Origin of the sequence: Qipengyuania proteolytica, assembly GCF_019711565.1 — a bacterium.
Taxonomy (GTDB): Bacteria; Pseudomonadota; Alphaproteobacteria; order Sphingomonadales; family Sphingomonadaceae; genus Qipengyuania; species Qipengyuania proteolytica.
This window is the reverse complement of record NZ_JAIGNN010000002.1, coordinates 413787-425796: the sequence shown is the minus strand read 5'-3', so window position 1 is coordinate 425796 and position 12010 is coordinate 413787. Positions and strand designations below refer to the sequence as shown.

Sequence of the window (12010 nt, the reverse complement as noted above, 5' to 3'; positions counted from 1 at the left end):
CGCTAGATCAGCCCTTTCGCCCGCAGCGAGACATGCCCGCTGCGACCGATGATCACGTGGTCGTGGACCGTCACGCCGAGTAGACGTCCGGCCTCGGCGATGCGCTGGGTGATCTGGATGTCCGCGCGGCTCGGCTCGGGATTGCCGCTCGGGTGGTTGTGCACCAGGATCAGGGCAGTCGCCCCGATGTCGAAGGCCTTGCGGATGACCTCGCGCGGGTGGATCGCCGCCTCGTCGATCGACCCGTCACCGACATGGTGGTCGAGGATCAGACGGTTCTGCGCGTTGAGATAGAGCACCCGGACGCGCTCGACGGTGAGGTGGGCCATGTCGACCGCGAGATAGTCCAGGAGCGCCTGCCAGCTGCCCAGCACCGGTTTGTCCTCGACCATGCCGCGCGTCATGCGCCGGGCGGCGAGGGCGACGGCGTAGAGCGAGGCGGCGCTCGCCTCGCCCATTCCCTTGACCTGCGCCACGGCGCCCGGCTCCGCGTTGAGCACGGCCGACAGCGAACCGAAATGCGCGATCAGCGATTTCGCCAGCGGCTTGGTATCGCCCTGCCGGATCGCGGCGAACAGCAGGAACTCGAGCAGTTCGTAGTCGGCCAAGGCCTCGGGCCCGCCCTTGAGGAGGCGCTGCCGCAATCGCTCGCGATGACCGGCCCCGGCATGCGTTGCGGCAATTTTGTCTTTGTCCGGCAACCAAACCCCCGATCCCAGCGTTTCAACCACTTGCATTGCCTTTGGCGCAGCTTGCGCGCAAGTGTGGGGTCGATGGAAAGCGCCGAGAGCGACAGCCAGTATCCGCAGGAGGGATTCGCGGGCGATGCCCGTTCGCGCTGGCGCAAGAAGCGCTGGGCGATCCCCAGCATGCTGCTCGCGATCCTCCTGGCCGCGCTAATCGCAGCGTGGTTTTCCCGCTACAGCATTGCCGACAACATCATCCAGGACCAGCTGGATGCCTACGACCTGCCGGGGACCTACGATATCGAGCGGATCGGCGGGCGCACGCAGGTGATCACCAATCTCGTCATCGGCGATCCGGCCGCGCCGGACCTGACCGCAGAGCGGGTCGTGGTCCGCCTGCGCTACAAGATCGGTCTTCCCGAAATCGCGTCGGTGAAGCTGGTTGAGCCGCGTCTTTTCGGCTCTTATCGCAACGGGACGCTGAGTTTCGGCTCGCTCGACAGGGCAATCTTCCGCGAGAGCGATGGGCCGCCGGGGCTTCCCGAACTGAACCTCGACCTGCGCGACGGCCGCGCGCTCCTGGAAACCGATTGGGGACCGGTCGGCATCAAGGCCGAGGGGCGAGGGCTTCTGTCCGATGGCTTCGACGGGATGGTTGCCGCCACTGCACCCGAGCTCGCATTCGGCGATTGCGCCGCGCAGGGTGCCAGCGCTTACGGCAAGGTAACGACGGCAGCGGGCGAGCCGCGTTTTGCAGGGCCGGTGCGGCTGACTTCGCTCGGCTGCGAATCGTCCGGCTTTGCGGCGAACGACTACGCACTTGCCGTCGATGCATCGCTCGATCGGGAGCTATCGGCTCCGCGGATCGAGGCGCGCGTCGACGGCGGCAGGACCAGCTACGGCGAATACGCGGTCGCGGGCCTGACGGGGACGATACGCTCGAGCATGCCCGGCGATATAGCCACGGCGCGCTTCTCGCTCGCCGGCCGCGGATTTGCGAGCCCGCAGGCGCTCGCTGCGGTGCTGACGCTGGAAGGGCAGGCGAGGGCACAATCGGCATTCGACCGGATCGACGTCGAAAGCCAGATCGAAGGCAACGGCCTGCGGCTGGGCCCGCAACTGGTGACGTCGCTCAACTCTCTCTCCACGACCGGGGAAGGCACGCTGCTCGCCCCGATCACCCGCAAGATCGCTTTCGCGCTCCAGTCGGAGACGCGGGGCAGCGCGCTTCAGGCGGACCTGCGCCTGCGCCGGTCGAGCGACCGCATCTCTCTGCTGGTGCCGACTGGCGACCTGCGCGGCGGCAGCGGCGCCCGGATCCTCTCGGTATCGCGCTTCGCCTACGCAACCGATGGCGAAGGCGCACCGACGCTGTCGGGCAATATCGCGACCGGTGGAGCTGGCCTGCCCCGGATCACCGGCCGTATGGAGCGCGAAGGCAATTCGTCGTCCGCCTTCCGGCTCTCCATGGAGCGTTACGAGGCGGACGGGGCGGCGCTGTCCGTTCCGAAGATGGCAGTGTTCCAGACAGCTGACGGCGCGTTGCGCTTCGCCGGCGCGATCGAGGCGAGTGGGCCGTTGCCCGGCGGGGCGACGTCCAACCTGCGCGTCCCCATCGACGGGAGCTGGAGACCCAACGGCACCCTGGCCGTGTGGGGCGGGTGTACCGACGTCAGCTTCGACCGGCTCGAACTGGCCAGCCTGCGCTTCGACAATCGCAATCTGACCCTGTGCCCTCCGAAGGGTCGTTCGATCCTGTCATCGGGGCCGGGCGGCTTGCGCGTGGCTGCGGGCACGCCTGCGCTGGACCTCCAGGGCTATCTCGGCGAGACCCCCATCCGCCTCGCGACAGGACCGGTCGGATTTGCCTATCCGGGCGTGATGACGGCGCGCGCCATCGACGTGTCGCTGGGCCCGGTCGAAACCGCCAGCCGCTTTCGCATCACCGACCTCGATGCGAAATTGGGGCCGAACATCGAGGGCAGTTTTTCCGACGCCGAGGTCGCGCTCGCCTCCATTCCGCTCGACATTCGCAATGCCGGCGGACGGTGGGACTATACCCAAGGCAAGCTGACTATCGCCGACGGCGCGTTCCGTCTGCTCGATCGCGAGGAGCCGGACCGTTTCGAGCCCCTGGTCGCCAGCGACGGAGTCCTTACGCTGGTGGACAATACAATCCGCGCAGCAGCCTCATTGCGCCACCCGGCGAGCGGCCGTCTGGTGACCGAGGTGGATATCCTGCACGATCTCGCGAGGGGTGCAGGGCATGCCGATCTCACGGTTCCGGGCCTGGTGTTCGACGACGCCTTGCAGCCCGACGAGCTGTCGACGCTGGCTCTCGGCGTCATTGCCAATGCGAATGGCACGGTGACGGGGAAGGGCAGGATCGATTGGTTCGCCGATGGCTCGGTGAGCAGTTCCGGGACGTTCGGCACGGAGAAGCTCGATTTCGCAGCCGCCTTCGGCCCGGTCCAGGGCGCCAGCGGGACGATCGAATTCACCGATCTGCTGAACCTGACCACCGCCCCGAACCAGAAACTGCGCGTCGCCTCGGTCAATCCGGGTATCGAGGTAATCGACGGGGAAATCGAATTCGAACTGCGCAACGGCACCCTGCTGGCTGTCGCCGGCGGTAGCTGGCCGTTCATGGGTGGCCGCCTGATCCTGCGCAACGTGGATTTCAATTTCGGCGTGAGCGAAGAACGGCGCTACATCTTCGAAATCGTCGGGCTCGAAGCTGCGCAATTCGTCGCGCAGATGGAGCTCGAAAACCTCTCCGCGACCGGCGTTTTCGACGGCACGGTGCCGATCGTATTCGATGCAAACGGGAATGGCCGTATCGACACCGGGGTCCTCATCTCCCGTTCGCCGGGCGGCAATATCTCCTATGTCGGCGAACTGACCTACGAAGACCTGTCGCCCATCGCGAATTTTGCGTTCGATGCGCTGAAGAGCCTCGACTACGACCAGATGCGGGTCATCATGGAAGGGCCGCTGACCGGAGAAATCGTGACCCGCGTCCGCTTCGACGGCGTCAGCCAGGGCGAAGGAGCCAAATCGAACTTCGTCACGAAACGCCTCGCGGCGCTTCCGCTGCAGTTCCGGATCAACATCCGGGCGCAGTTCTATCAGCTGCTGACCAGCCTCAAGAGCATGTACGATCCCGCAGCGGTGCGCGACCCGCGTGAGCTGGGCCTGCTGTCCGACGACGGCAAGCGGCTGCTGCGGCCCAGCATCACCGGCGAGGAAGCCGAACCCGAAATCAATCCGGGCGACCTTATCCCGGATGAACCCACCATTCAGCAGCAGGAAAGCGAATGAGCGCTATGATACACCCTGAATTGACGGACCGCGCGCGCGCTGCGAGAAGCCTTGCGATGCAGGGGAGCAGCAGGACACGCGGTGCGAAACGGATGATGGCGGCCATGCTCGTCCCGTTCGCGCTTGCCGGGTGCATCACGGTGAATGCCCCCGAAGAGCCGATCGTGATCGAGCTCAACGTCAACATCCGGCAGGAAGTGATCTATCGCCTCGCGCAGGACGCGGGGAACACGATCGAAGAGAATGCGGATATTTTCTGATGGGTGATGTGATGACCAAGCGAATTTTCAGGGCCGTCCTGACCGGCGCAGCCCTTGCGACCGCCCTCGGCGGCCTCGCGACCCCTGCCTTCGCCCAGCGCGATCCGGCCTATGCTGCGGCACGGTCCTCGGGCCAGGTTGGCGAGAAGATGGACGGCTATCTCGGTATCGTCGGCGCGTCCACGCCGGACCTGCAGCGCCTCGTCAACGACATCAACATCAAGCGCCGCGCCGTCTACGCGGAACGCGCCAAGGCGACCAACGCGACGCTCGAGGAATATGCGCTGACCGCCGGTTGCCAGGCGATTCTCGCGACCACCGCCGGCGAGAAATACCAGGCCCCCGACGGCAGCTGGCAGACCCGCGGCGCTGGTGCGCCATTGCGGGATTCGCGCTGCCCCTGACCGCAGCCACACGCTCGTAATCTTGCGCCCCGTTGCCAGCAGTGGCGGCGGGGCGTTACTTTTGGACCATATGACGCGATAAGCGCGGCGTGGCGTGTTGACTCCCCAAGGCCCCCCTTCTAAGGGGGCGGCGCCCTCGGCGGGCAAGTCCGTGCCCGTGCCGCGCAACCCCCTGAAAAGGAGCAAGGCATGAGCGACGACAAGCCTGCACGTGAGCCCATTGACGAAGATGCGCGGATCGATGCGCTGGAGCAGCGGCTGAAGGCCGCGCAGCAGCGTGAAGAGCAGCGCAACCGTCCGCAAATGTCGGGCGCCGATGCGAATTATCGCAGCGGCAACCGGGTACTGGCGGATCTTCTCGGCGGGATTCTCGGCGGTGCGGTGATCGGTTGGGCCATCGGCTACTTTACCGGCACCAATCCCTGGGGTCTGTTGGTCGGCCTGTTCCTCGGAATAGTGGTGGCCTTCAGGAACATCATCCGCGCGGCAAACAGGCGCCCCGACGAGTAATCCCGTCCACGGGACTTCGGGGCGCTGTTCACATGGATTAGGGACTTACCGGACGTGTCAGCCGAACAGGCCAAAGTCGACCCGATGCACCAGTTCACCATCGAACCGCTTTTCGGTTCGGAGGGCTGGGAGCTTGGCGGGACGGGACTCAACATCGCCTTCACCAACAGTGCGCTGTGGATGCTCATCACCACCGTGGTGCTGTTCCTCTTTGTGCTCGGCGGCATGAAGCGCGAGCTTGTCCCCGGCCGCTGGCAGATGATGGTGGAAACCTTCACCGGCTTCATCGACGACATGCTCGAAGCAAACGTCGGCAAGGCCGGGCGCAAGTATGTGCCCTATATCTTCAGCCTGTTCATGTTCATCCTCTTCGCCAACCTGCTCGGCCTCATGCCGCTGGGCGTGGTCGGCCTTCACCCGTTCACCTTCACCAGCCACTTCACCGTTACCGGCGTGCTGGCGATCATGAGCTTCTCGATCGTCCTGCTGGTCGGTTTCTGGAAGCACGGGCTGCACTTCTTCTCGCTCTTCGTGCCGCACGGCACCCCGTGGCCGATGGTACCGGTGATCGCGCCGATCGAGTTTATCTCGTTCATGGTGCGTCCCTTCAGCCTCGGCCTGCGACTGTTCGTCGCGATGATGGCCGGCCACGTCCTGCTCGAAGTGCTGTCGAGCTTCGTGATCGACGGCTGGGGCGCGGGCGTGGGCTTCGGCTTCCTCGTCGGCCTGCCCAGCTTCATCCTGATGATCGGCATCTGCGCGCTCGAGCTGCTGGTGGCCGGCATCCAGGCCTATGTTTTCGCTCTCCTGACGTCGCTGTACATCAACGACGCCGAGAACCTTCACTAAGTTTGTCTCACAGATACTTGTTTCCCAAAGGAGTTTATCATGGAAGTTGAAGCTGCAAAGCTGGTTGGTGCCGGTCTCGCTGCAATCGGTGCCGGCATGGCCGCCATCGGCGTGGGTAACGTCTTCGGTTCGTTCCTCGAAAGCGCGCTGCGCAACCCCGGCGCTGCCGACGGCCAGCAGGGCCGCCTCTTCATCGGCTTCGCCGCTGCCGAACTTCTCGGCCTGCTGGCGTTCGTCGTTGCGATGATCCTGATCTTCGTCGCCTAAGACGAAATCGATCGATGCGGTCGGTCGGGGCCATCCTCGACCGGCCGCCTGAATTCCGTGCCCCCGCTTTTCGAGAGCTGACATGCCACAGATAGCACAGCTTGCCGAAACATGGTCCAGCCAAGTCTTCTGGTTGCTGATCTTCTTCGGCCTTACCTTCTTCGTCATCGGCCGGGGCATGGTCCCCAAGGTGATGGAGACGGTTGCCCATCGCGATAGCCAGATCGCCGGCGACCTCGCCGCCGCCAAGGCCGCCCGCGATGCCGCCGATGCGCAGGAAGACGCCTGGCGGGTGCGCGAAAACGAGAACCGCGCTTCGGCGCAGGCGATCGTTGCCAAGGCGAAGGACGAGGCTGCGGCCAAGTCCGAAAAGAAGCTCAAGGCGGCGCAGGCCCGCATCGACTCGAAGCTGGACGAAGCCGAGACCCGCATCGCCGAAGCCCGCACTGCCGCGCTGGCCGAAGTGGAATCGGTCGCCGTCGAAGCGGCGCAGGACATCGTTTCGCGGCTTGCCGGCGTGAAAGTGACGAAGCCTGCCGCGACCAAGGCCGTGAAGGAGGCCATGAACCATGGCTAATCCCGGAGCACCCGAAGTGTTCGCCACCGATAGCGCGGAAGTCCTTGTCGAGGACGGCCACGGCGGCGCGCCGACGCATGTCGAACCCCAGCTGCTGGGTCTTGCGCCCTACCAGTGGGTGTCGATTGCGATGGCGGTGCTGCTGCTGATCGCTTTCGTCTTCGCCAAGGTTCACAAGACCATCGCCGGCGGGCTCGACAACAGGATCGCCGCGATCAAGTCTCAGCTCGACGAGGCCAAGCAGTTGCGCGCGGAGGCGGAAGCCCTGCGTGACGAATATTCGGCCAAGATTGCCGGAGCCGAGAAGGACGCTGAAGCCATGCTCGCCAATGCGCAGCACGAGGCCGACGCGATTCTTGAAAAGGCCGAAGCCGACAGCAAGTCGATGGTCGAACGCCGCAAGCGCATGGCCGAGGACAAGATCGCCGCCGCCGAGCGCGAAGCCGTCGAGGACGTCCGCAACCGCGCCGCGACCGCCGCGACGCAGGCTAGCCGCAAGCTCATTGCCGAAAAGCACGACGCGGAAGCCGACAAGGCTTTGGCCGACAAGGTGATCGCCGGGATCTGATCGGGTCCTCGCGTCCAAAAGATTGAAGCGCGTGATGCTGAGGGCATTGCGCGCTTTTTTCTTTACGTCGCGCAGTTCATCGCGATTGCGAGGCATTCGCAAATAGAAGGGATATTTCGTGAATCGCGTACTCCTGACCAAGCTGCACCTCATCGCTGCAGCCTTCATGTTCCCGGCCATCCTCATGTTTCTCGGTACGGGCGCGCTCTACACCTGGGGCAATACCGGCGAATGGCGGGAGGAGACGGTCACGGTCGAACTCGCGCAGCCTTTGGTCGCTGGCGACGCGGCGGCGTACAAGGCGCTGGCCGAGACCGTCCTCGCGGAACGCGGCACCGCGCTGCCGAGCGGTGAAGGCCGGATTCGCGGCGAGGGTGCGGACGAGAGTTTCTCCTGGAGTGGCGCGCGCACCGAGATCGAAATTTCGGGGACCGGAAATCCCGGTCTCGCCGAGGTGACCGTCAAGGAAGCGACGCTGCACCGCTGGCTGGTGCAATTGCACAAGGCCAAGGGCAGCACTTTCTTCAAGGTCTATGCGACCGCGCTTGCCATCGTGCTGTTGCTCCTCGTCCTCAGCGGGGTGATCCTCGGCCTGCAGGTGAAAGCCTGGCGGCGCATCACGATCAATTCGAGCGTACTCGGCCTGCTGGCTTTCGTCGGCTTTGTGATGCTGGGCTAGGGCTCCAGCACGATCTTCCCGACGATCTCGCCGCGCTGCATGGCTTCGAACGCCTCGCGCCAGGAGGCGAGGGGCAGCACGCGGTCGATATGCGGCGTGATTGCGCCTGCGCTGGCGAGCCGGTCGACCTCGGCCGCGATGAGCTTGCCACGCTCGGGGAAGCGGCGCGCGTATTCCCCGGCCCGCGCGCCGACGACCGAGAAGCCTTTCATCAGCGGGATGTTGACGGCTATCTGGGGAATGCGCCCTGCGACAAAGCCGATTACCAGCAGCTTGCCGCCGAAGGTGACGCAGCGCGTGCTTTCGTCGAACACGTCGCCGCCGATGGGGTCGTAGACGAGGTCGCACAGGCGGCCGTCGGTCAGTTCGGCAATCTGTTCGCGAAAGCGGCCGGTGTTGAGGATGACCGCGTCGGGCCTGGCGATCCGCTCCAACGCCTCGATCTTGTCCTCGCGATGTGTTGCGGCGATGACCTTCGCGCCCAGCGCTTTCGCCAGATCGCAGGCTGCGAGGCCTACACCCCCGCTCGCGCCGTGAACCAGTACGCTCTGTCCCGCTTTGAGCCCGCCCAGTTCGACCAGCGCGACATAGGCCGTGTGGTAGGCCGCACCCATCGACGCTGCTTGCGCGTAGCCGAGACCCTCGGGAATCCGCCTCAGCGAGCGCGCAGGCAGGGCGACGCACTCCGCGAAGGCTCCGGTCTTCGCTCCGCCCATCACGCGGTCGCCGACGGCGAAACCGCTTTCCGGGCCAACCTCGACGACCTCTCCGGCCATTTCCAGGCCCGAAACGAAAGGTAGGTCGGGTTTGAACTGGTATTTGCCCTGCGTCATCAGCAGGTCCGGATAGTTGAGCGAGGCCGCCCGGATCCGCACCAGCACTTCGCCCTCGGCAGGGGCAGGACGCTCCTGTTCGACCAGCTCGACCCCGGAAAGGTCCGGCGTGAGTTCGCTGACGAGGAGCGCTTTCACGGCCTCAGAAATTGTCCTTCGCCGCGCGCAGCGCAGCGAATGTCTCTGCCGGGCTGCTCCCGCCCCAGCGGTCGCGCATCGCGCGGTCGCCGGCGCGCAGGAAGGGGTTGGTGAGCAGCTCGCGCGAGAGGACGGTCGGGACGGTCGGCGTGCCCTTGGCGCGCTTCTCCTCGACCTGCGCCGCGTAGAGCTTGAGCTCGGTATTGTCCGGGTCCGCGTGCAGCGCGAACTTGGCGTTCGCCGCGGTGTATTCGTGCGCGCAATAGAGCAGGGTTTTGTCGGGCAACTGCCGGATCCGCTCGAGCGAGTGCCAGAACTGCTCCGGCTCGCCTTCGAACATGCGCCCGCAGCCGAGTGCGAACACGCTGTCGCCGACGAAGGCCAAGTCCGCATCGGCGATGTAATAGGCGATGTGGCCGTTGGTGTGTCCCGAGACGTCGATCACGCGCGCGGTCCATTCGCCCAGTGAAACGCTGTCGCCATTGCCGACGACACGGTCGATCTTCGCGATCTTCTCGACCTCCTGCGGGGCCACCACCGTAGCACCCGTTGCTGCGACGATATCGGCATTTCCGCCGGCATGGTCGGGATGCCAGTGCGTGTTCCAGATCTGGGTGATCGTCCAGCCCTTGGCCTCTGCCTGGCGCAGGTACTCCTTGCCGTCGGGCGTATCGATCGCCGCGGTTTCGCCGCTGGCGGGATCGTGGAGCAGGTATCCGTAATTGTCGGATAGGCAGGGGAACTGGTGAACGTCTAGCATCCGGCCAGTGTAGGACGCCCTGCCGACGTAGGAAAGGCCCGCCTGCGGGTATCGCAAGCGGGCCTTCCTGATTACCCTGACAAGGGTGGGAAGAGCTTAGTCTTCCTTTTTCTTCAGCGCTTCGCCGAGGATGTCGCCGAGCGAGGCACCCGAATCCGACGAACCGAACTGTGCAACCGCTTCCTTCTCTTCGGCGATCTGGCGCGCCTTGATCGAGAAGTTGGGCTTCTTCGAACGGTCGAAGCCGGTGACCATGGCGTCGACCTTGGCACCCGGCTGGAAGCGATCCGGACGCTGCTCGTCGCGGTCGCGGCCGAGGTCCGAACGCTTGATGAAGCCGGTTGCGCCATCTTCGCCGACCTGCACTTCGAGGCCGCCATCGCGGACTTCGAGGACGGTGACGGTGACGGTTTCGCCCTTGCGGAGCGAGCTGCCGGCGCCGGCTTCGGTCGGTGCACCCTTTTCGAGCTGCTTCATGCCGAGGCTGATGCGCTCCTTGTCGGTGTCGACGTCGAGTACGACGGCTTCGACCTGCTCGCCCTTGCGGTGCAGCGCGAGCGCGTCTTCACCCGAGATGCCCCAGGCGATGTCCGACATGTGGACCATGCCGTCGACGTCGCCGTCGAGGCCGATGAACAGGCCGAATTCGGTGGCGTTCTTGACTTCGCCCGAGACCTTCGAGCCGACCGGGTGCTTCTCCGCGAACTCTTCCCACGGGTTGCGCTGGGCCTGCTTGAGGCCGAGGCTGATGCGACGCTTCTCGCTGTCGACCTCGAGGACCATGACTTCGACTTCCTGCGAGGTCGAAACGATCTTGCCCGGGTGGACGTTCTTCTTGGTCCAGCTCATTTCCGAAACGTGGACCAGGCCTTCGATGCCCGGCTCGATTTCGACGAAGGCGCCGTATTCGGTGATGTTGGTAACGGTGCCCGTCATCTTCATGCCGACCGGGTACTTGGCGGCGACGCCGTCCCACGGATCCGATTCCAGCTGCTTCATGCCGAGGCTGATGCGCTGCGTGTCTTCGTTGATGCGGATGATCTGGACGGTCACGGTCTGGCCGATTTCGATCATTTCGCTCGGGTGGTTGACGCGCTTGTAGCTCATGTCGGTGACATGCAGCAGGCCGTCGATACCGCCGAGGTCGACGAAGGCGCCGTAGTCGGTGATGTTCTTGACCACGCCGTCGATCACCTGGCCTTCGGCCAGCTTGTCGATCAGCTCGCTGCGCTGTTCGGCGCGGGTTTCTTCGAGAACCGCGCGGCGCGAGACGACGATGTTACCGCGGCGGCGGTCCATCTTGAGGATCTGGAAGGGCTGGGCCATGTCCATCAGCGGGGTGACGTCGCGCACGGGGCGGATGTCGACCTGCGAACCGGGCAGGAAGGCCACGGCGCCGTCGAGATCGACGGTAAAGCCGCCCTTGACGCGGCCAAAGATGCGGCCTTCGACGCGCTTGCCTTCGCCGAATTCGCTTTCCAGCTTGTCCCAGGCGGCTTCGCGGCGGGCGCGGTCGCGCGACAGCATGGCTTCGCCGTCGGCGTTTTCGACGCGGTCGACGAACACTTCGACTTCGTCACCGATCTTCGGTGCTTCGTCGCCTTCGCCGCGCATGAATTCCTTGATGTCGACGCGGCCTTCGCTCTTCAGGCCGACATCGATGATCGCAAAGCCGTTTTCGACATTGGTGACGGTGCCCTTGACGACGCGGCCTTCGAAGCCTTCGTCGCCGGCGCCGCCGAGTTGTTCGTTGAGCATCGCCTCGAAATCGGCGCGCGTCGGATTGGCTGCAGTTGCCATGTGGTGTGTAGTCCTAACGTTCGTTTTGCTACCGGCCACCGGTTTTCCCGGGGTCTTTCTCCGTCTCCCGCACAATTGCGGGGCTAACGGGGCAAGAGGGCCGACTGCTCCGCGGGGCCGGATGCCGCCGCGAAGGTCCGTTCGATCGCAGAGATGTTCGGGACGGGCGCGCGCCTAGGCGAAAGACCTGCGAAAAGCAAGCGTTTTGCGGCAGTGCTGGCCCTACACATGGACCGCATGGACCACTGTCCATACGGGAAAAAGGCGCAAGCGTCAGCGAGAGGGCAAAAGCGACGGATTTCCGGGCGATTGCGGGCGGGTGTGAGGAGCATGGCTGATCGCCTGCCAGAACCGCGCG

Annotated in this window: 13 protein-coding genes; 9 read left to right on the top strand and 4 right to left on the bottom strand. The window is 64.9% G+C overall.

Going from position 1 to position 12010, the window contains the following annotated elements:
* Window positions 1–2: 2 nt before the first annotated feature.
* Window positions 3–737 (bottom strand): RadC family protein, encoded by a 735-nt coding sequence (radC, locus tag K3172_RS10975; protein ID WP_221589978.1) that lies wholly within the window; start codon window positions 735–737, stop codon window positions 3–5.
* Window positions 738–773: 36 nt separating this feature from the next.
* Here radC and K3172_RS10970 point away from each other — a divergent pair, with 36 nt between their 5' ends.
* From K3172_RS10970 to K3172_RS10930, 9 genes are all read left to right on the top strand, one after another.
* On the top strand, window positions 774–4007 hold the full coding sequence (locus K3172_RS10970) for an intermembrane phospholipid transport protein YdbH family protein (RefSeq protein ID WP_221589977.1): 3234 nt from the start codon (window positions 774–776) through the stop codon (window positions 4005–4007).
* A 95-nt stretch (window positions 4008–4102) separates the two neighbouring features.
* Complete coding sequence (locus K3172_RS10965; protein WP_425594710.1) at window positions 4103–4267, top strand: YnbE family lipoprotein; 165 nt, start codon at window positions 4103–4105, stop codon at window positions 4265–4267.
* A gap of 11 nt (window positions 4268–4278) precedes the next feature.
* Window positions 4279–4671 carry a YdbL family probable chaperone protein gene (locus tag K3172_RS10960; protein ID WP_221589973.1) on the top strand — a complete coding sequence of 131 codons (393 nt, stop codon included), beginning with the start codon at window positions 4279–4281 and terminating at the stop codon, window positions 4669–4671.
* A 189-nt stretch (window positions 4672–4860) separates the two neighbouring features.
* On the top strand, window positions 4861–5181 hold the full coding sequence (locus K3172_RS10955; RefSeq protein ID WP_221589971.1) for an AtpZ/AtpI family protein: 321 nt from the start codon (window positions 4861–4863) through the stop codon (window positions 5179–5181).
* Window positions 5182–5235: 54 nt separating this feature from the next.
* Window positions 5236–6030: a F0F1 ATP synthase subunit A gene (locus K3172_RS10950; protein WP_345725647.1), complete on the top strand. Its 795-nt coding sequence runs from the start codon at window positions 5236–5238 to the stop codon at window positions 6028–6030.
* A gap of 39 nt (window positions 6031–6069) precedes the next feature.
* Window positions 6070–6297: a F0F1 ATP synthase subunit C gene (locus K3172_RS10945; RefSeq protein ID WP_040964046.1), complete on the top strand. Its 228-nt coding sequence runs from the start codon at window positions 6070–6072 to the stop codon at window positions 6295–6297.
* Window positions 6298–6379: 82 nt separating this feature from the next.
* A complete protein-coding gene (locus K3172_RS10940; protein ID WP_221589969.1) occupies window positions 6380–6874 on the top strand; it encodes a F0F1 ATP synthase subunit B family protein in 495 nt (164 codons plus the stop codon).
* Window positions 6867–7442 carry a F0F1 ATP synthase subunit B family protein gene (locus K3172_RS10935; protein WP_221589967.1) on the top strand — a complete coding sequence of 192 codons (576 nt, stop codon included), beginning with the start codon at window positions 6867–6869 and terminating at the stop codon, window positions 7440–7442. The genes K3172_RS10940 and K3172_RS10935 overlap by 8 nt, the downstream gene beginning before the upstream one ends.
* Before the next feature lie 118 nt (window positions 7443–7560).
* On the top strand, window positions 7561–8121 hold the full coding sequence (locus K3172_RS10930; RefSeq protein ID WP_221589965.1) for a PepSY domain-containing protein: 561 nt from the start codon (window positions 7561–7563) through the stop codon (window positions 8119–8121).
* On the opposite strand, the gene K3172_RS10925 is transcribed toward K3172_RS10930, so the two are convergent.
* From K3172_RS10925 to rpsA, 3 genes are all read right to left on the bottom strand, one after another.
* Entirely contained in the window at window positions 8118–9092 is a 975-nt protein-coding gene (locus K3172_RS10925) for an NADPH:quinone oxidoreductase family protein (protein WP_221589963.1), read from the bottom strand. The two genes, K3172_RS10930 and K3172_RS10925, sit on opposite strands and share 4 nt — an antisense overlap.
* Before the next feature lie 4 nt (window positions 9093–9096).
* Window positions 9097–9852, bottom strand: a complete 756-nt coding sequence (gloB, locus tag K3172_RS10920) for a hydroxyacylglutathione hydrolase (protein ID WP_221591131.1) — start codon at window positions 9850–9852, stop codon at window positions 9097–9099.
* A 96-nt stretch (window positions 9853–9948) separates the two neighbouring features.
* A complete protein-coding gene (rpsA, locus tag K3172_RS10915; RefSeq protein ID WP_221589961.1) occupies window positions 9949–11652 on the bottom strand; it encodes a 30S ribosomal protein S1 in 1704 nt (567 codons plus the stop codon).
* Window positions 11653–12010 lie beyond the last annotated feature (358 nt).